Annotated in this window: 13 protein-coding genes; 2 read left to right on the top strand and 11 right to left on the bottom strand. The window is 73.8% G+C overall.

The features are described 5' to 3' along the window. Positions 1-1,205 (bottom strand): cell division protein FtsZ (ftsZ, locus tag FREUN1FDRAFT_RS14995; RefSeq protein ID WP_006540943.1); only part of this gene is annotated, 1,205 nt, incomplete at its 3' end. 302 nt (positions 1,206-1,507) lie between these two features. Here ftsZ and murC (FREUN1FDRAFT_RS14990) point away from each other — a divergent pair. Both murC (FREUN1FDRAFT_RS14990) and FREUN1FDRAFT_RS14985 read left to right on the top strand, forming a co-directional pair. After that, entirely contained in the window at positions 1,508-3,229 is a 1,722-nt protein-coding gene (murC, locus tag FREUN1FDRAFT_RS14990) for a UDP-N-acetylmuramate--L-alanine ligase (RefSeq protein WP_006540942.1), read from the top strand. A gap of 121 nt (positions 3,230-3,350) precedes the next feature. After that, positions 3,351-3,890, top strand: coding sequence for a nitroreductase/quinone reductase family protein (locus FREUN1FDRAFT_RS14985; RefSeq protein ID WP_006540941.1), 540 nt, complete (start codon positions 3,351-3,353; stop codon positions 3,888-3,890). A gap of 74 nt (positions 3,891-3,964) precedes the next feature. On the opposite strand, the gene murC (FREUN1FDRAFT_RS14980) is transcribed toward FREUN1FDRAFT_RS14985, so the two are convergent. The 10 genes from murC (FREUN1FDRAFT_RS14980) to rsmH form a co-directional block, all read right to left on the bottom strand. Then, the gene (murC, locus tag FREUN1FDRAFT_RS14980) at positions 3,965-5,467 is read right to left on the bottom strand and encodes a UDP-N-acetylmuramate--L-alanine ligase (RefSeq protein ID WP_006540940.1); all 1,503 of its coding nucleotides are present in this window, start codon (positions 5,465-5,467) and stop codon (positions 3,965-3,967) included. A gap of 13 nt (positions 5,468-5,480) precedes the next feature. After that, positions 5,481-6,611 (bottom strand): undecaprenyldiphospho-muramoylpentapeptide beta-N-acetylglucosaminyltransferase, encoded by a 1,131-nt coding sequence (gene murG / locus FREUN1FDRAFT_RS14975; protein WP_006540939.1) that lies wholly within the window; start codon positions 6,609-6,611, stop codon positions 5,481-5,483. Positions 6,612-6,771: 160 nt separating this feature from the next. Further along, positions 6,772-8,223: a putative lipid II flippase FtsW gene (ftsW, locus tag FREUN1FDRAFT_RS14970; RefSeq protein WP_006540938.1), complete on the bottom strand. Its 1,452-nt coding sequence runs from the start codon at positions 8,221-8,223 to the stop codon at positions 6,772-6,774. Between the two features lie 46 nt (positions 8,224-8,269). Then, the gene (murD, locus tag FREUN1FDRAFT_RS14965; RefSeq protein WP_035951666.1) at positions 8,270-9,808 is read right to left on the bottom strand and encodes a UDP-N-acetylmuramoyl-L-alanine--D-glutamate ligase; all 1,539 of its coding nucleotides are present in this window, start codon (positions 9,806-9,808) and stop codon (positions 8,270-8,272) included. Positions 9,809-9,936: 128 nt separating this feature from the next. Next, a complete protein-coding gene (gene mraY, locus FREUN1FDRAFT_RS14960) occupies positions 9,937-11,004 on the bottom strand; it encodes a phospho-N-acetylmuramoyl-pentapeptide-transferase (RefSeq protein WP_006540936.1) in 1,068 nt (355 codons plus the stop codon). A gap of 7 nt (positions 11,005-11,011) precedes the next feature. Beyond that, complete coding sequence (murF, locus tag FREUN1FDRAFT_RS14955) at positions 11,012-12,544, bottom strand: UDP-N-acetylmuramoyl-tripeptide--D-alanyl-D-alanine ligase (RefSeq protein WP_006540935.1); 1,533 nt, start codon at positions 12,542-12,544, stop codon at positions 11,012-11,014. Next, positions 12,541-14,124 carry a UDP-N-acetylmuramoyl-L-alanyl-D-glutamate--2,6-diaminopimelate ligase gene (locus FREUN1FDRAFT_RS14950; RefSeq protein WP_006540934.1) on the bottom strand — a complete coding sequence of 528 codons (1,584 nt, stop codon included), beginning with the start codon at positions 14,122-14,124 and terminating at the stop codon, positions 12,541-12,543. Before FREUN1FDRAFT_RS14950 ends, murF begins: the two co-directional genes overlap by 4 nt. A 186-nt stretch (positions 14,125-14,310) precedes the next feature. Further along, positions 14,311-16,725, bottom strand: coding sequence for a penicillin-binding protein 2 (locus tag FREUN1FDRAFT_RS14945; protein WP_035951664.1), 2,415 nt, complete (start codon positions 16,723-16,725; stop codon positions 14,311-14,313). Continuing rightward, a complete protein-coding gene (locus FREUN1FDRAFT_RS14940) occupies positions 16,722-18,272 on the bottom strand; it encodes a hypothetical protein (protein WP_006540932.1) in 1,551 nt (516 codons plus the stop codon). The genes FREUN1FDRAFT_RS14945 and FREUN1FDRAFT_RS14940 overlap by 4 nt, the downstream gene beginning before the upstream one ends. Beyond that, positions 18,269-19,288: a 16S rRNA (cytosine(1402)-N(4))-methyltransferase RsmH gene (gene rsmH / locus FREUN1FDRAFT_RS14935; protein WP_198144331.1), complete on the bottom strand. Its 1,020-nt coding sequence runs from the start codon at positions 19,286-19,288 to the stop codon at positions 18,269-18,271. Before rsmH ends, FREUN1FDRAFT_RS14940 begins: the two co-directional genes overlap by 4 nt. Positions 19,289-19,496 lie beyond the last annotated feature (208 nt).

Here is a 19,496-nt window from a genome sequence, read left to right as displayed (position 1 = left end):
TCGTCCGGCAACGGCTCCGGCACGTAGTGACCGACCTGGGGGCCGGACGGCGGCAGGTAGCTGGCGTGGGTCGGCGCCGGCCGCGGCGGCGCGGAGACGCTCGGGATGGGCGGCAGCACCGTGGCGTTCGGCAGCGCCCCGGGGTTCTGCGGCGGGTTGGCCTGGCCGGGTGCCGGCAGCTGCTGCGGGCCGGTCCCCGGGCCCGAACCCGGGCCAGGTGGACGCCGTTGGTTGGCCAGCGTCCGGGTACGCCGGTCCTGGACCGTGTCGAACCCGGCGGCGATCACCGTGACCCGGACCTCGTCGCCCAGTGCGTCGTCGATCACGGCACCGAAGATGATGTTGGCCTCCGGGTGCGCGGCGTCGGCCACCAGCTCGGCCGCCGCGTTGATCTCGAACAGGCCCAGATCGGACCCGCCCGAGATGTTCAGCAGGACGCCCTGGGCGCCGTCCATGCTCGCCTCCAGCAGTGGCGAGGCGATGGCCTGCTCGGCGGCGACGGTCGCCCGGTCGTCTCCCCGGGCGCGCCCGATACCCATGAGCGCGCTGCCGGCGTGGGACATGACGGTCTTGACGTCGGCGAAGTCGAGGTTGATCAGACCAGGCGTGGTGATCAGGTCGGTGATGCCCTGGACACCGGAGAGCAGCACCTGGTCGGCGCTGCGGAAGGCGTCGAGCACGCTGATGTCGCGATCGGTCATCGCGAGCAGGCGGTCGTTCGGGATGACGATGAGGGTGTCGACCTCGTTGCGCAACGTGTCGATACCGGTGTCCGCCTGGGTGGCACGGCGGCGGCCCTCGAAGGTGAAGGGCCGGGTCACCACACCGATCGTCAGTGCACCGAGCGAACGGGCCACGTTGGCGACCACGGGGGCGCCACCGGTACCGGTGCCGCCACCCTCACCCGCCGTGACGAAGACCATGTCGGCCCCCTTGAGGACCTCCTCGATCTCCTCACGGTGGTCCTCGGCGGCCTGCCGGCCCACCTCCGGGTCGGCACCGGCGCCCAGGCCACGGGTGAGTTCACGACCGACGTCGAGCTTGACGTCGGCATCGCTCATCAACAATGCCTGGGCATCGGTGTTGATGGCGATGAACTCGACACCCTTGAGCCCGACCTCGATCATCCGGTTGACGGCGTTCACGCCGCCTCCGCCTATCCCGACGACCTTGATGACCGCGAGATAGTTCTGTGGGGCTGCCATTCGGTGTCGGTCCTCCAGCGGCGTAGGTGGGCAGGCAGGGGGCTCCCCGGCTCCGGAGCCCGCGGTCTTGCGACCGATGGAGCGGGGAAGCAGCCGAGCAGCCTCAACCTTCACCGTCAGCTAGACGGTTACAGTTATGTCAACTTCCGACTGTGGATCGGACAGTAGGCACGGCTTCGGCAGTGGTCAAGGAAGCTGCCGGCGCGTCACACGGATGGGATTCACGTCCCCTTCGTCACACCGGTACCGGCTCGCCCGGCCGCCGGCACCGCACATGTGCCGGGTGGTGTGTACTGCGTGGCGTGACCGGTCAGAACTCCGCAGGACCCGCGGCCGCGCAGACGGCCGGGCCGGCGTCCTTCGTCACCCCTTCCCGGCCGCGGCCCGATCGGGCGAAACGGGTGCACTTTCTCGGCATCGGCGGTTCCGGCCTGTCGCCCCTGGCCCAGATCCACCTGGCCGGCGGCGGGGAGGTCTCGGGCAGCGACCAGGAGGACTCGGCCCGGGTCGCCATGCTGCGGGCGCTGGGGATCGCGGTTCGCGTCGGGCCGCCCGCCGACCCGGCGGCGCTGGCCACCGAGCTGCGCGGGGCGGATGTCATCGTGGCCTCGAGCGCGCTGCGGGACGACCACCCCGAGATCGTCGCGGCCCGCGCGCTCGGCATCCCCGTCATGCGTCGCTCCGACTGGCTGCCGGAGCTGACCGCGGCCTACCGGCTGGTCGCCGTCGCCGGCTCGCACGGCAAGACCACGACGGCCGCCATGCTCACCCTCGTGCTGCGGGCCGCCGGGGTGGACCCCACCGCCGTCATCGGCGCCGAGGTGGCCCAGCTGGGGGGCAGCGCGGTGGCCGGGACGAGCGATGTGTTCGTGCTGGAAGCGGACGAGTACGGCGGCGCGTTCGCCGGGCTCGACCCCGAGCTCGCCGTGATCACCAATGTCGAGTGGGAGCACCCGGACCTCTTCCCGGACGAGGCGGCGGTCCACGCGGTGTTCACCGACTTCGCCGCGCGGGTCCGCCCGGGCGGGCGGCTCGTGGTCTGCGGCGACCATCCCGGGGTCGCCGCCGTGCTCGCCCGGCTCGACCAGCGCGCCGCCGCACCCGACCAGCCGCGCACCGCGCGCGACCAGCCCCGCTCCACACCCGGGCAGCCCGCACCCGAACAGCCCCGCACCGCACCCGACCAGCCGGGGCCCGCACCCGAACAGCCCGGCTCGGCGGCGCGGGCGCGGGTCGTCGACTACGGCTTCGCGGCGGGGCGGTCCTGGCAGGCCGTCGGCTACGCGCCTCGGCCCGGCGGCGGCTCGGTGTCGACCGTGTGGCACGACGGCGTCGAGGTGGGTGAGCTCGCGCTGGCGCTCCCCGGCCCGCACGTCGCCCTGAACGCCCTCGCCGCCCTCGCCACCTCGGCGGAGCTGGGGGTGGCGCCAGAGACCGCGCTGCGGGCGCTGGGGACGTTCTCCGGCGCGGCCCGGCGCTTCGACACCGTCGGCCAGGCGAGCACGGCGGGCGGAACCGCCGTCGAGATCGTCGACGACTACGCCCACCATCCGACGGAGATCCGGGCCACCCTGCGGGCCGCCCGCGACCGGGCGGCGGGGCGCCAGGTCTGGGCCGTCACCCAGCCGCACACCTTCAGCCGGCTCGCCGCGCTGCTCGACGACTTCGCGACGGCCTTCGAGGACGCCGACCGCGTCTACGTCACCGACATCTACGCCGCACGCGAGACGGACGACCTCGGCCTGCACGCGACCGATCTGGCCAAGAGGATCAGCCGGCCGCGGCGCAGCGCCTACGTGAGCTGGCCCGACCTGCTCGACCGGCTCCTCGCGGACCTGGACGCGGCGGAGGACGACGTCCAGGACGACCAGGTCGACCCGGGCGTTCTGCTCCTCACTCTGGGCGCCGGCACGATCACCACTGTCGGCCCGCTCCTGCTGGATCGGCTCCGCCGCCCCGGCGAGCACGACCGGACCCCCATTCCAGACACGATGGGACAGATCCCCAGGACGCGACCGGCCTGACAGGCCTTCCCTGCCGGGCAGTTCCCTGCGTGAATGGTTGACTGCGCCGCGTGACAATCGTCGGTGAGTGGCCGCGTGACAGCCCCACCGGCTGCTCCGACGGCGAGGGTGAGGATCGACGATGACCGAGACGCGGCCCGCACAGAGTCGTGAATTCGACTTCAGGGTGGTCAACCAGGCGGTGATCAACGAGTACCGGGCCACCGGCGGGAAGCTGGAGAAGACCCTGGCCGGCTCACGCCTGCTGCTGCTGACCACGGTCGGTGAGACCACCGGACGCCCACACACCACGCCGCTCGGCTACGTACCGGACGAGTCCGACGCGGCCGACGCGGCCGACGCGGCCGACGACTCCACGGACGCGGCTGGCAGCTCCGGCGAGGCCGACCGGTCGGAGGGCTCGAAATCCCGCCGGCTGGTCGTCTATGCCTCGAACATGGCCGCCGGCGGGCATCCGCAGTGGTACCGCAACCTGCTGGCACAGCCGAAGGTCACGGTCGAGGTCGACACCGACCGGTTCGACGCGCACGCCTCCACCGCCACCGGTGCCGAGCGGGAACGGCTGTACGAGGCGCTCGTGGAGGGCATGCCGGGGATCCGCTCCCACCAGGAGCAGACCACCCGGGAGATCCCCGTCGTCATCCTCGCGCCGCTGCGCTGAGGCCTCGCCGACCCGCTCGGAGGGCTCGCCGACGGAACGCGGCAAGGCCGCAGCGCCTGCCGCGGAAGGTGCCGCTATCCGCGGTGGGTGGCGGCGCGTGCGGTCAGCAGGCGCAGCAGCTCAGGGCCGATCTGCGTCACGTCACCGGCGCCCAGGGTCAGGACGACGTCCCCCGGGCGGGCCCGGTCCATCAGCCGGCCCGGAACCGCCGACCAGGACGGCTCGTAGTCGACCTCGGCCTGCCCGCCGCGCGCCGCCAGGGCGACCCGCGCACCGCCGGCTCCAGGCTCGGGTGCCTGGGCGGCGCCGTAGACGTCCATCACGACGACCGAGTCGGCGGACCGCAGCGCCTCGCCCAGCCGCTCGGCGAGCAGCGCGGTGCGGCTGTACAGATGCGGCTGGAACGCGACGACCACCCGTCCACCGCCGGCGAGCGCCCGCGCGGTGGAGATCGCGGCGGTGACCCGGTCCGGGTGGTTGGCGTAGTCGTCGACGACCCGGACCCCGGCGGCCGAGCCCAGCGGCTCGAACCGGCGCCGGACCCCGGCGAACGACGCCAGCCCGGCGAGCAGGCCGTCCGCGGGCGCCCCCAGGGCGAGCCCCGTCGCCAGCGCGGCCGCGGCGTCCAGCAGGTGATGGCGGCCGGGCACCCGCAGCGACATCCGGCCCAGGCGTACGCCGTGAGCGATGATCTCGGCGCTGGTGCCCGCGGTGGAGACCTCCGCCGCGACGACGCGAACGTCCGCGGACGGCCCGAACCCGTACCCGGTCAGCCACGGCCCCCGCCCGCCGGACCTGCCAGCGACCCCGGTGCCGACCCCGAGGCCGGTGCCGGCGGCCTCGGCGGCTCTGGCGGCCTGGCGTGCCGCCTCGGCGGCGAGGCTCCAGGCGGCCTCGTCGTCCACGCAGGCGACCAGGAGGCCGTCGGGCTCGACCCGGTGCAGGAAGGTCGCGAACGACGCGCGCAGGGCGGGCACCGTCCGGTAGAAGTCCAGATGCTCGTCGGCCACCCCGGTGAGCACCGCACCGTGCGGCTGGAGCTGCCAGAACGCGCCGCCGTCCTCGTCGGCCTCGACGATCATCAGATCGGAGCTGCCCGCATGGGTCTGTGACCCCGCCTCGCCGGGATCCCCCCCGACGGCGAAAGTGGGGTCCTCCCCGCACGCCTGCAACGCGGCGGTGAGCATCATCGCCACGGTCGTCTTCCCGTGCGAGCCCGCGACCGCGACGCCCCGATGCCCCTGCATCAGCCCGGCGAGTGCGGCGGAGCGGGTCAGGATCCGCAGCTCACGCCGGCGGGCCTCGGCCAGCTCGGGATCCTCGGCGGGCACCGCGGGCGCCACCACGACGAGATCGACGCCGTCCAGGCCGCCCGGGTCGAAGCCGGCCGGATCACGACCCGCCGTGACCGGAACACCCAGCGCCCGCAACTGCGCCAGCTGGCGGGACTCGACCGCGTCGCTCCCGGACACCACCGCGCCCCGGGCGACCAGCAGCCGCGCGAGACCGCTCATGGCGACTCCGCCGATGCCTACGAGGTGGACCCGCCGCCATCCCTCGGGAAGATCGCGCGCCATCACGCCGGAGTCCTCAGCCCGCCGCGTGCCGGGGGCCCGAATGGCGGCGGGTCGCCTCCGCCCGTCTGATCATCTCGACGATCGTCCGGGCGGCGTCCGGGTGCCCGCTGCCCGCACACGCCGCGGACATCTTGCCCAGCCGCTCCGGTGACGTCAGCAGCGGCAGCAGGTTGGCGGCCAGCCACTCGGGGCTCAGCTCGGCGTCCTCCACCAGCAGCCCACCACCGGCCTCGACCGTGGGAAGCGCGTTGCGCCGCTGCTCGCCGTTGCCGTGTGGCAGCGGGACGTACACGGCCGGCAGACCGGCGGCGGCGAGCTCCGCGCAGGTCATCGCGCCGGACCGGCACAGGCTCACATCAGCCGCGGCGTAGGCGGACGGAATGTGGTCCAGGTAGGGCAGCACGCGGTACGGGGCGGGCAGGCCCGGCGGCAGCGCGGCGACGACCTCGTCGTGGTTCTTCGGCCCGGTGGCGTGCAGCACCTGGATGCCCGCGCCGGTCAGGGCACGGGCGGCACCGACGGCCGCGCTGTTCAGCGAGCGGGCGCCCTGCGAGCCGCCGAACACCAGCAGGGTCGCCCGGTGCGGGTCGAGGCCGTAGCGGGCCCGGGCGTCCCGGGCGGCCGGCACCGAGCGGTCCAGGGTGAGGATCTCCTCCCGCAGCGGGATCCCCGTCAGCGTGGCGCCCCGCAGCGGGGTGCTGGGGTAGGACGTGGCGACGAACGAGGTGAGGCGCGCGCCCAGCCGGTTGGCCAGGCCCGGCAGCGGGTTGGCCTCGTGCACGACGATCGGCACCCCCGCCCGGCGCGCCGCGAGGTAGGCCGGCACGGCGACATACCCGCCGAAGCCGACGACGACGTCCGCACGCACCTCCCGCATCGCCGCGCGGGCCGCGCCGACCGCGGCCAGCAGCCGGTTCGGCACGGTCAGCAGCGCCGGTGTCGGGCGTCTGGGCATCGGCACCTTCGGCACGGTGGCCAGCTGGTACCCGCGCGCGGGTACCAGCTTCGCCTCCAGGCCGGTCTCGGTGCCCAGCAGGGTCACCCGGATCCGCGGGTTGTCCGCACGCAGCGCGTCGGCCACCGCGAGCGCCGGTTCCACGTGGCCGGCAGTTCCGCCGCCGGCGAGCAGCACACTTCGCAACATCGGCCCTGACGATTCCACATCGGCACCGGCCGCACACAACATGGTCGGTCGCAGGCCCGGCGTGGCTCGCCGGGCCTGCCCGTCCGGGCCCAGTCCGGGCCATGTCCGAGCCGGGGCGGGTCTGCTCGGGTCGGTTCGGATCGCTTCGGGTCCGCCCGGGTCAGGCCGGGTCCTGCGCGAGAGGAGCGGCGGCGGAGCGGCGGCGCCGGCGCAGCCAGACCCGGTTCGCCCGGCCCTCCCGGCGCGCCTCGGCGCGTTGCGCCAGGTACTGGGCGGCGTCGGGCTCGGCCCGCGCGAAGGCCAGCAGCATGCCGAGCGCCCCCATCGTCGGCAGCAGCGCCGACCCGCCGAACGACACCAGCGGAAGGGTCACCCCGGTGATCGGCAGCAGCCCGACGACCGCGCCCATGTTCACGACGGCCTGCGCGATGAGCCACGCGGTCACCCCCGCGGCGGCGAGCCGGATGAACAGGTCGTCGGTGCGGTGCGCGATGCGCAGACCGGCGTAGCCCATCACCCCGAACAGGCCGACCGTCACCAGGCTGCCCAGCAGGCCCAGCTCCTCGCCGATGATCGCGAGGATGAAGTCGGTGTGGACGGCGGGCAGCAGGTCCGGCCACTTCTCCTTGGACGCCCCCAGCCCCTCCCCCCACCAGCCACCGGATGACAGCGCGTAGATGCCCTGGACGGCCTGGAACCCGGTGTTGCTGGCGTCCGCGAACGGATCACGGAACGACATCAGCCGCTCCAGCCGGTACGGCGCGCTGATCGCCAGGACGGTGGCGGCGGCGACCATGCCGCCCAGCAGGCCGGCGTAGATCCGCAGCGGGGTCCCGACGACCCAGAGCACGGCCAGCGGCACGACGGTGACGCAGATGGAGCCCCCGAGATCGGGCTCCAGCATCAGCAGCAGGTCCACGAACAGGAAGCCGGGCACCACCGGGATGATCAGATGTTTCCAGTCGACCAGCAGGCGGTGCTTGCGGACGAGGACGTCCGAGCACCACAGCAACAGCGCGATCTTCGCGAACTCGCTGGGCTGCAGGGTGTACGGACCGACCGGGATCCACTGTCTGGACCCGTTCTCGACATGCCCGATCCCAGGCACGAGCACCGCCATCAGCAGCACCACCGTGATGCCCAGCAGCGGGTACGCGGCCGCGCGGAAGACCCGCACCGGCAGGCGACTGGCGATCACCAGCAGCGGGATCCCGATGCCGGCCCAGGTCGCCTGCCGCAGGAACAGCGTGTAGGACGAACCGAAGTCCTGACGGGACCGCACGCTGGACGCGGAGAGCACCATGACCAGGCCCAGCAGCAACAGCAGCCCGGCGGAGGAGAGCAGCAGGTAGTACGACGCCATCGGGCGGTCGAGAATCGGCGTGCGCGGGTCGTCCACCCAGGACTCGCCGGCCTCGTCCGGCGCCGGCGGATCACCGCGACCGGGTCGCCCGGGACCCGCCGTGGCGATGGTGGCGGCCGTGGCGGCCACGGACGCCCTGGACGCCGCTCTGGACGCCCCGGATGCCCCGGCGGAACCGGACGCGGAGCCGGTGGCGCGCCCGTGGCCCCCTGCCCGCGTGGTACGCGCGCCGGTCATGCGCTCGCTCACACTCCCCCTCCCCGACGCACCGGTGGGGACGGTCGCGCCGACGCGTTCAGCCTTCCCGTGCCCGCACGGCCGCGGTGAACAGGTCACCGCGCTCCGCGTAGTCACGGAACATGTCCATCGAGGCCACCGCGGGGGCGAGCAGCACCGTGTCGCCCGGTGCCGCGAGCTTCATGGCGGCCTCCACCGCATCGTCCATGCCGCCGGCGCGTTCCACGGGGACATCGGGGGCGTGTCGGGCGAGAGCCGCCGCGATCTCGTCGGCGCACCGGCCCATCAGCACCACCGCGCGCAGGGTAGGCCGGGCTGTGACCACGAGATCGTCGAATTCCAGGCCCTTGTTGAGGCCTCCCGCGATCCATACCACCGACGGGTATGCGCGCAGCGACGACGCAGCCGCGTGCGGGTTGGTGGCCTTGCTGTCGTCGACGTAGCGGACACCGCGCAGGAGCCCGACGGTGGCGTTGCGGTGGGCTCCGGGGCGGAACATCGCGAGCGCGGCGCCGATGGCGGCCGGGTCCACGCCGTCGGCCCGGGCGAGCGCCGCCGCGGCGAGCGCGTTGGCGATGTTGTGGCGGCCGAGGTCGGCGCCGACGGTGGGCAGCGAGCTGGCGGCCAGCCCGCCCGGCTCGGCACGCACGGCCTGGTCGACACTCGCGCCCCGGCCGGCTGCCACCCGACCGGCGGCACCTGAGCCGCGCCCCGGTGAGTGGCCGGCCGCGCCGAGGTCGGCGACCGCGATCAGCCGACCGCCGGAGAAGGCACGGTCGACCAGATAGCCGCCGACCACGGTGAGATCGGGCCGCGGGCTGCCGTTCGGGTCCAGGCCGAACGTGATCCGCCGGCCGGGTGCCCGCGCCAGCAGCTCCAGGCTGGCCGGATCGTCCGCGTTGCCCACCGCCACGGTCTGCGGCGCCGCCCAGATCCGTGCCTTGGCCGCCGCGTAGGCCGCGGCCCCACCGTGCCAGTCCAGGTGGTCCGGCGCCACGTTGAGCACCGCGGCGGCGCGCGGCGCGACGGTCTGGGTGTAGTGCAGCTGGAAGCTCGACAGCTCGACCGCGAGGACGTCGTAGGGCGGGCGGGCGTCGACCGCCGTCACCAGTGGCGTGCCGATGTTGCCGGCCGTGATGGCCCGCCGGCCACCGGCGAGCAGCATCGCGCCGAGCATCTCGGTCGTCGTGGTCTTCCCGTTGGTTCCGGTGATCGCGAGCCAGCGGGACAGCCCGCGCCAGCGCCAGGCGAGCTCGACCTCCCCCCACACCGGAACACCGGCGGCCACCGCGGCCCGAAGCAGCGGCGTCGTGGGTGGCACGCCTGGCGACGTCACGACCAGTGCGGCCTCTCCAGGGCCCGCCGGGAGCCCGCCGAGGCGGACCTCGACTCCGTGCTGGCGCAGCCGGTGGGCCGCCGTGTGCTGGCCGGGGCCGTCGGCCGCGTCGACGGCCGTCACCCGCGCCCCGCGGGCCGCCAGCGCCTCGGCCGCCGCGACGCCGGAAAGACCGACCCCGACCACCAGAACCGGCCTTCCGACCAGCTCGGACGCGTCCAGGATCTCGGCGCCTCCCGACGGGACCGGTCCCGTCGTCATCGGTCCTGGCGTCGTCGGTCCCGGCGTCGTCGGCCCTCGTGTGCTGTCCGGATCGTTCGTCGCGCCCGCGGCCCCCCCGGAAGCGATGTCCGCCTCTCCGCCGCGCCGCGATCCGGACCTACTCATCGTCAACCGCCCCCATGGGAGAGAAACTCGGCGTAGAACAGCCCCAGCCCGAACGCGACCGCCAGTCCGGAAACAATCCAGAAGCGGATGATCACAGTAGTCTCGGGCCATTCGGCAAGCTCGAAGTGATGGTGAATGGGCGCCATGTTGAACACCCGCTTCTTCGTCGCCTTGAAGAAGGCCACCTGAATCATCACCGACAGGGTCTCGATCACGAACAGGCCGCCCAGCACGAACAGCAGCAGCTCGGTGCGGCTGACGATCGCGATGCTGGCGAAGGCCCCGCCGAGCGCGAGCGAACCGGTGTCACCCATGAAGATCTTGGCCGGGCTGGCGTTCCACCACAGGAAGCCGAAGCACGCACCCATCGCCGCGGCGGCCACCAGCGCGACGTCCAGCGGGTCACGCACGTAGTAGCAGCCCTGGGTGAGCGCGCCGGCCTCGCAGATGTTGCCGAACTGCCAGAACGAGATGACCACATAGGCACCGAAGACCATCGCCGAGGTGCCGGCCGCGAGCCCGTCCAGGCCGTCGGTCAGGTTCACCGCGTTCGACGTCGCGGCGATGATGATCCAGGCCAGCAGTGGGAACCCGATCAGCCCGACCGAGAAGCCGGTGTCACGCACCACCGAGATGAACGTCGAGCCCGGCAGCAGGCCGGCGTCGTTCTTGAACCGGACGGCCAGCAGACCGAAGGCCAGCGCGACCGCCGCCTGGCCGGCGAACTTGGTCCGCGCCGTGAGGCCCAGGCTGCGCTGCTTGCGGATCTTTATGTAGTCGTCCAGGAAGCCGACCACGCCCAGGCCCGTCATCACCATCAGCACCAGCAGACCCGACGCGGTGAGGCCGATGCCGGCCACCAGATGCGCGACGAAATAGCCGACCAGTGTGGCGAGGATGATGACGGTGCCGCCCATGGTGGGCGTGCCTCGCTTGGTCAGGTGGCTGGACGGGCCGTCCTCGCGGATCTCCTGCCCATAGCCCTGGCGTCGGAAGAAACGAATCACCGACGGGGTGCCGAGCAGCGAGACCACCAGCGCGACCAGCGCGGCGACGAGAACGCCTCTCACGCGAATGTCACCCGCGCGTGCCAGGTTCGCCGGAGTGCCCCACCGTATTCCACGTGTACTCGGTCCCCTCGATCGCGGCGCCCGCGACGCCGTCCTTTCGATCTTCCTGACTGGCACCGCTGCCCGTGACAGGCCCCGCTGCCAGCCCCGCCGCCACTGCTTCGAGCCCGAACGACCGGCTCGCCTTCACCAGCACCACATCGCCGGGACGGACCTGCCCTCCCAGGAAGGCCACGGCCTCGTCGACACCGGACACCCAGGTCGACTCGCCCGCCCAGGCGACGTCCTCCCGGGCGGCCTCGTGCACCCCGAGGGCGCCCGGCCCGACCGCGACCAGCCGCGGCACGCCGAGACTCGCGACGAGCCGGCCGAGCTCGCGATGGGCCTCGGCCGCGCCGGCGCCGAGCTCACCCATCGGGCCGAGCACCGCCCACGCCCGCCCGTCGCCCCGGATGTCCAGCAGCGCCGCCAGCGCGGCACGCATCGACTCCGGATTCGCGTTGTAGGCGTCGTTGAGCACCACGACACCGCCGGGGGTGGTGGTGACCTCCATCCGCCACCGGCTGCGCGGCCGGGCCCGTTCCAGCGCCGCCGCGGCGTCGGCCGGTGCCAGGCCGAGCCCGATCGCCGCGGCGGCCGCGGCCAGCGCGTTGGCGACCTGGTGTGCCCCGACCAGCCCCAGCCGCAGCCGGTGGCACTCGCCCGAGGCCAGCAGGTCGAACGCGGCCCGCCCGGCGGCGTCCACCTCGATCCGCTCGGCCCGGACGTCCGCCGAGGCGCCGGTACCGAACAGCACGACCTTCGCCGATGCCTGCACCCGGGCCGCCATCGACGCCACCAGGGGGTCGTCCGCGTTGAGCACGACCAGCTCGCTGGCCGCCTCGGCCAGCTCGCCCTTCGCGACGGCGATGCCGCGGCGGCCGTCGGCGTACTCACCGACGTGGGCCGACCCGACGTTGAGCACGAGCCCGACCTGCGGACGGGCCAGCGCGCACAGCGTGGCGATGTGCCCGATGCCGCGAGCGCCCATCTCCAGCACCACGAAGCGCGTCTCGGGCTCCGCGCGGAGCATGGTCAGCGGCAGGCCGATCTCGTTGTTGAACGATCCGATCGCTGCGACCGTGGCGCCCAGCCCACCGGGCCCACCGGCCTCGCCGTGCCCGCCGAGCAGGTCGGCCAGCAGGTCCTTCGTGGTGGTCTTACCCGCCGACCCCGTCACTCCGATCACCGTGGCCGTGTAGCGGTCGCGGACGGTTGCGGCCAGTGCCGCCAGGCCCACCGCCGGATCGGTGACGATGACCGCGGGCACGCCCACCGGCCGGGCCGCCAGCACCGCCAGCGCGCCGGCCCCGACGGCCGCGGCGGCGAAGTCGTGCCCGTCGACCCGCTCCCCGGGCAACGCCACGAACAGCGAGCCCGGGGCGACCTGCCGGGAGTCGATCACCACCGAGGTGACCGGGGCCGCCGGGTCGACGCCCGCGCAGTCGGCGAGCCGGCCCCTGGTCGCCGCCGCCGCCTCGGCGAGGCTCAGCGCGATCACCGGGCGGCCCGCAGCGCCGCCGCCAGCACCTCACGGTCGTCGAACGGCGTGATCACACCGGCGACGTTCTGCCCGGTCTCGTGCCCCTTGCCCGCCACCACCACGGCATCGGCCGGCCCGGCGGCGGCGACCGCCAGCGCGATCGCCGCCGCCCGGTCGGGCTCGACGACGAACCGGCCCGCGCCGGCCACCTCGCGGGCGCCGGCGACGATCTGGTCGAGGATCACGGCCGGGTCCTCCGACCGGGGGTTGTCGTTGGTGAACACCGCCAGGTCCGCGAGCCGGGCGGCGGCGGCGCCCATCAGCGGCCGTTTCCCGCGGTCCCGGTCACCGCCGCAGCCCAGCACGACGATCACCCGCCCGGTCACCAGCGGGCGGACCGCCTCGAGCAGCGTGACGACCGCGTCCGGGGTGTGCGCGAAGTCGACGACGGCGAGGAAGGGCTGGCCCCCGTCGACCCGCTCCATCCGGCCGGGAACGCCGGTCAGCGAGGAGATCCCCTCCGCCGCCACCTCCAGCGGGACGCCGGTCGCGGCCAGCAGGGCCAGCGCGCCGAGGGCGTTCGCCAGGTTGAACCGGCCGGGCAGCGTCACCGAGAGGTCCGCCTTGGCCCCGTCCGGGCCGAGCACGCGGCACACCGTGCCGGCCGGGCCGGCGACGACATCCTCCGGCCACCAGTCGGCGTCGGCACCGGTGACGGAGTAGGTGCGCGCGTCCGGGCGCTGCCGCGCGAGACGGCGGCCCCAGTCGTCGTCGACGCAGATCACCGCGTCCTTGCTGCGCCCGGCCTCGAACAGCGTCGCCTTGGCGGCGAAGTAGTCCTCCATCGTCGGATGAAAGTCCAGATGGTCCTGGCTGAGGTTCGTGAAGGCGGCGCCGGTGAACCGCAGCGCGTCGACCCGGTGCTGGGCCAGCGCGTGGCTGGAGACCTCCATCACCGCCGCGGTGACCCCGCGCTCGACCATCGTCGCGAACAGGGCCTGCAGGTCGCTCGACTCGGGCGTGGTCCGCACCGACGGGACGACCGTGCCGCCGATGCGGGTCTGCACCGTGCCGAGCAGGCCGGTGGTGTGGCCGGCGGCCCGCAGGCCGGCGTCCAGCAGGAACGCGGTGGTGGTCTTGCCGTTGGTTCCGGTGACACCAAGCAGCGTCAGCGCCTGCGAAGGATGGCCGTAAACCCAGGCGGCCACCGGGGCCAGATCACGGCGCGGGTCGTCGGTCACCAGCACGGGGACCGCGACCCGGCCGGCCAGCCGGGCGGCACCGGACGGATCGGTGAGCACCGCGACCGCCCCCGCGGCGACGGCACCGACGGCGAAGTCGGCGCCGTGCACGTTCGCGCCGGGCAGGGCCGCGTACAGATCGCCGGGGATCACCGCACGCGAGTCATGGGTGACGCCGGTGACGCGGACGTCATCCAGGCGCACGCCGGGGCCGGGCGCACCAGAGGGGCCGGGCGCACCAGAGGGGGTAGGCGCACCGGAGGGCTCGAACGCGACGGCGACGGGGTGCAGGACGCCAGGCAGAGCGGCCAGCGACCGCGGTGACGGCGCTGCCGGACGTAGTGCCGGGGAGGTCACGGACACGACCTTAGTGGGCGGGCGGTCAGGGGATCCGCACGGGCGTCGTGGACGTCGGTGGTCCACCGGGACGACCCGGCTGTCTTCGGGCAGCTCACCGGCGAACCGCCAGCCAGAACAGCGCGCGCCACCCCGGACACGGAGGGCGTGCGCGGCTCGGCGGGACGGTCACAGGCCGGCACGGTGCTAGCGGTCCAGACTGAGGACCAGCGACTCAGGCTTGGTGCCCGGCGGCGGCACCCCCAGGGTCGTGAGCGCGAAACTCATCACCTTGGAGAAGACGGGCGCGGCGACCTCGCCGCCGTAGTAGGCACCCTTCTGCGGGTTGTCGAGCACGACCTCGACGACGACCTGCGGATCGTCCGCCGGGGCGAAGCCGATGAACGACGAGACATAGCCCTTGTAACCCCCGCTGGCCGCGTCGTACCGCTTGGCGGTACCGGTCTTGCCCGCGACCCGGTAGCCGGTGACCTCGGCGGCCGGGGCGGTGCCCTGGTCCGTGGCCACCTCCTCGAGCATGCGGGTGAGGGTGGCCGCCGTCTCGGTCGAGATCACCCGGCGCTCGGGCTCCCGCGCTGTCTCCTGCGCGACCCCGTCCGGGCCGATGATCGCGTCCACCAGCCGCGGCGCGACCCGCAGGCCACCGTTCGCCACCGTCGCGTAGACCGAGGCCATCTGGATCGCGGTCGCCGACATGCCCTGGCCGTAGGCGATGGTCGCCGCCTGGCTGCCCGACCAGTCCGACGCCGCCGGCAGGATGCCCGCCGTCTCACCCGGGAAGTCGAGCTCGGTCTTCTCACCGAGACCGAACGCCCGCATCATCTCCTCCAGGTTGGCGCTGCCCACCCGTTCGGCGATCTCCACGGTCCCGATGTTGCTCGACCGCGCGAGCACGCCGGCCGCGGTCAGATGCTCCGTCCCGTGCGGCTCGGAGTCGGCGATCCTGACCCCGCCCCGTTCGATGGACGACGGAACGGTGATCGGTGTCGTCGCGTCGATCAGGCCGCGGTCGAGCGCCGCGGCCATCGTGATGACCTTGTTGACGCTGCCCGGTTCGAAGGCCTGGCCGGTGGAGCGGTTACCTATCGCGTCCTGGTCCCGCTCGGTGATGTTGTTCGGGTCGTACTGGGGAGCGTCGGCCAAGGCCAGCAGGTCGCCCGTCTTCGGCTGCATCACCACGATGGTCCCGCCGTCGGCCTCGGAGTTCCGCACCGCCTCAGCGATCGCTCGCTGCGCCTCCCACTGGATGTCCCTTTCGATGGTGAGGCGAACCGTCGAACCGTCGACCGGCTCCTTCTCCATGCTCTGCGCGGACGGGATCTCACGCCCGGACGGGTCCGCCTCGATCTGGCGGCGGCCGTTCGTGCCGTGCAGCACATCGTCATAGGCCTGCTCGAGCCCTGCGCGGCCCTCGAGGACGTCGTTGTCACCGCGGCTGGTGAAGCCCACGAAGTTCGAGCCGAGGGTCTCCGCGGGATAGCTGCGCCCCCGCTCGTCCAGGACGCCGATGCCGGGTAGGTCCAGCTTGGTGACCTCGTCGCCGACCGACCGTTGGAACCCCCGGCCGAGATAGACGAACCGCGCCTCGCCGTTCGCCGCCATCAGCTTCCGCAGCTCGTTCTCGGACCTGCCGATCACGGGAGCGAGCTTGCGCGCGGCCGTGAGGACGTCGACCTCGGACATCACGAACGGGTCCGCGTAGACGGCGCGCTGCTCGATGTCCCGTGCCAGCGGGTAGCCATGCCGATCAGTGATCATTCCACGGTCGGCAGGCAGCACCGATTTGCGCAGGACCTGCTGGTGCGCCGCCTCCGCGTAGGCCGACGACCCGAAGCCCTGCAGCTGCGCGAGCCGGCCGGCGATCACGACCAGCACGGCGACCATCAGGACGACGGACGCCCGGATCCGCCGCCGCGGGCTCGCGAGCACGAACGGCAGTGGCGCACGCGTGGCGGAGCCGTCCAGCCCGCGCCGCGCCGGCGGACGCCGCCCGCCCGGCCCGGACCGGCTCCGAGCCGCCCCACGGACAGGCGTGGCCCGGACGGGCCTGGTCCTGGTAGCCCCCGCCGTACCGCGGGCGGTGGAACGCGCCGGCTGACGGCTCGCCCCTGACGTCCCGCTCCTGGCCGAGGAGGCACCCCGGACCGAGGACCCGGCGCGCTCCACCGACCGGCCTCGCTCCGCCGAACGGCCTCGCTCCGCCGAACGGCCACGGTCAGCCGAGCGGCCACGGGTCGACGTGCCGCCGGCGGACGTGCGCCGGTCGCCGCGCGCGGGCACGGATCCCGGCGTCGCCCGCGGGCCGGTGATCGTCTCGACGCCGTTGACCTCGGCATCCGTGTAGTCGTCGAACCAGTCGTCCTCGACCGGATCGGGATCCCGACGGACTGGTGGTCGGCGAGCGGGGGCACCGCGCGGGGGCACCCGACGGGCGGGAGGCACCCGCGGGCGCTCCTGCTCCGGATCGCGGCCGGAGAACCGGCGCACCGCCGGGTCGAGCAGGTCGTCGCTGTTCGAACTCGGTTCCGCGGGCGAGCTGGTGACGAGACGCAGCCGGGAACGTCCACGGCCGGACGCCGGCCCGCGACCCGTCGAGCTCACTGACCGGCTACCGCCTCTCCACCGGCTTGGGCAGCGGCCGCGGGCTCGCCACCCGCGGCCGCCCCGTCACCACTCGTGGCCTGACCGTCCGCCGATGCGGATCCCTGTGCCTGAGCCTGGCCCTGGCCTTGCGCTGCCGTGCCGGTCCCGGCGGCGCTACCCGCTCCCGCGGATGTGCCGGCTCCCGCGGACGCGGTCGTCCCAGCGGTGCCCGTCGTGACCTGACCGGCGCCGGTTCCGGCCGCTGTCGTGCCGGCGGCTGTCGTTCCGGCCGCGGCGGATCCGGTCGAGGCCGATCCGTTGGCCGCCGTCGACGGGACCACCACCAGCAGCATCCCGCTACCCGCCTCGCGAGTGAGGACCCGCGCGCCTGGCGGCAGCGGTGCGTCCGTCGGCATGAACCCGGGCACCTCGCCGGAGACCATTCCGAGCTGGGTGGCCCGCGCGGCGAGCTGGCCCGGGTCCGACTGCTCGTCGAGCTGGAGCGAAAGCTCCTGCTCCTGACGGGTCAGCGTGGCGGACTCCTGCTCGAGCTCGTCCGCATGGAACGCGTGCTCCATGAGCGCGATGTTGAGCAGAAGCAGAGACAGCAGGCCCGCCCCCATCAGGACGAGCAGAAGGGCGACGAACGGACCACGCGGCGCGTTCGACCGCCCCGGAAGCCGCCAGGACGACAGCCGTGGCCAGTCCGGGCGCAGCAGCGGCGAGCCCAGGGGCGGCGCGCTCGTGACACCGCCCGCCATCGACGCGGCCAGCCGGCCGGATCCCGGCCGCGCCGCGCTGGACCGCGCCGTCGCACCGGAACGCGCCGTCGCACCGGAACGGCTCGCCGCCGCACCGGAACGAGTCGCCGCAGGCGTCGCGGCCGCGCGGGTCGTGCCCGCGCCGGACCTGGTCGCGGACGCGCCGGATCGGCTCGTGGTCGCGCGGGCGGCACCGGCTCCCCGGGCTACGGAGGACCGGCCAGCACCCGACCGCACCGTGCCGCTGCCCGCCGCGCCCGAGCCCGCACCGCCGCGGGCACGCGGGGCCGCCGTGCCCGCGCGAGCTGCCCTCGTCGCGGCGGGACGCGTTCCGGTTCCGTCCATCGTCTGGTCTTCCATGTCGGCGTAACCGGCGATGTCGACGCCGGCACCTTCGTGGTTCTGGCCGCGCGAGCGGGCCCGTCCGGAGCCGGCGCTCCGATCGCGCCCGACCGACCCGGACGCCGAGTCGTCCCGCTGCAGGATCACGCCACTACGGCCGCGCTGCCCGGTGGCCTCGTCGTACGACCCGGTGACCTGGCCGTACGCCTCGACGGGCTCGACGGACTGGTCGTGCGTCACGGTGGCCTGACCGGCCCGGTCGTATGCGGCATCGGCATACGCGCTGCCGTCGTATGCGCCCTCGTCGTCGTCGGCCCGGTCGTATGCGGTGCTGTCATAGACGTACTCGGCGCGGCGGAACTCGGCGCCGGCCGGGTCCGTCCCGTGGCCCGCGGAACCGGACGCGCGACGAGCCGGACGGGCGCGACCGCCACGGGGCAGCGGGTGCGCGGGTGCGGTCATCGGACACCTCCGGTCGGGTTCTGTGCACGGCCCGGCTCGGCCGCCACGCGTTCCACGGCACGCAGGCGGACGGATCCGGCCCGCGCGTTCCGCTCGATCTCCTGGTCGGACGCCGGCTCGGCGCCACGGGTCAGCCACCGCAGCGTCGGGCGGGCCTCGTCGGGAATCACCGGCATATCCGGCGGTACGGCTGGAACCGCCCGCGGCCCGAGCGAGCGTTTCACCAGCCGGTCCTCCAGGGAGTGGTAGGACAGCACCACCAGCCGGCCGCCCACCGCCAGCGCGTCGAATGCGGCCGGCAGCGCCCGCTCGAGCACATCCAGTTCGGTGTTCACCTCAATACGCAATGCCTGGAAGGTTCGCTTCGCGGGATTCCCGCCGGTGCGCCGGGCCGCCGCCGGAATGGCATCGCGGATGAGGTCCACCAGCCGCGCGGATGTGGTGAACGGGGCCGTCTGCCGCGCGCTCACCACCGCCTGCGCGATCCGGCGGGCGAAGCGCTCCTCGCCGTAGTTCCGCAGGATGCGGGTAAGGGAGTCGACATCGTAGGTGTTAAGCACGTCGGCCGCGGTCGGCCCGCGCTCCTGGTCCATCCGCATGTCCAGCGGCGCGTCCCGCGAGTAAGCGAATCCGCGTTCATCCATGTCGAGCTGCATGGAGGAGACACCGAGGTCGAACAGAATCCCGTTCACCTCGGCGACGCCCAACCCGGAAAGGGCGTCCGGAAGCTGGTCGTAGACCATGTGCACCAGATCGACCCGGGTACCGAGGTCGGCCAGCCGGTGGCGGCTGTAGGCGAGGGCGCGCGGATCGCGGTCAAGCCCGATGAGCCGGGCCCGCGGAAATGCCTCAAGCAGGGCCAGGGAATGCCCACCCAGCCCCACGGTCGTGTCCACCACGATCGCCCCGGGCGCCTGCATGGCGGGAGTGAGCAGCTCGACGACGCGCTCGGTCAGCACCGGCGTGTGCGTGACGTCCACTGCCAACCCCTCGGCCCTTGTCGAAAACTGGAACATCCCCCGGACGGTCACGCCGGTTCAGGTGACGCCGGGCGCGCCGCCGCCGGCGCGCTGTGATCCTTTTCCATCTCACGGTGCACGGGTCAGGGATGCCGCGAGTTCGCGCCGACGACGGGAACGGCTCGGCAGGGGAACGGCCGATGGGGTCGTACACCCAGGTCCCGCCCCGCTCGTTCCGCCGGACGCCGGGGAAGTGGCGCCCGGT

This window comes from Parafrankia sp. EUN1f, assembly GCF_000177675.1.
In the GTDB taxonomy this organism is placed as follows: domain Bacteria; phylum Actinomycetota; class Actinomycetes; order Frankiales; family Frankiaceae; genus Parafrankia.
This window is presented reverse-complemented; position numbering and strand designations above follow the sequence as displayed.

What these genes read in the sequence shown, in the direction of transcription:
- FREUN1FDRAFT_RS14985 (WP_006540941.1), top strand. Translation starts at nt 3,351, where the DNA reads ATGACCGAGACGCGGCCCGCACAGAGTCGTGAATTCGACTTCAGGGTG.
- murC (WP_006540940.1), bottom strand. Translation starts at nt 5,467, where the DNA reads ATGGCGCGCGATCTTCCCGAGGGATGGCGGCGGGTCCACCTCGTAGGC.
- murG (WP_006540939.1), bottom strand. Translation starts at nt 6,611, where the DNA reads ATGTTGCGAAGTGTGCTGCTCGCCGGCGGCGGAACTGCCGGCCACGTG.
- murD (WP_035951666.1), bottom strand. Translation starts at nt 9,808, where the DNA reads ATGACGACGGGACCGGTCCCGTCGGGAGGCGCCGAGATCCTGGACGCG.
- FREUN1FDRAFT_RS14940 (WP_006540932.1), bottom strand. Translation starts at nt 18,272, where the DNA reads ATGACCGCACCCGCGCACCCGCTGCCCCGTGGCGGTCGCGCCCGTCCG.
- rsmH (WP_198144331.1), bottom strand. Translation starts at nt 19,288, where the DNA reads ATGTTCCAGTTTTCGACAAGGGCCGAGGGGTTGGCAGTGGACGTCACG.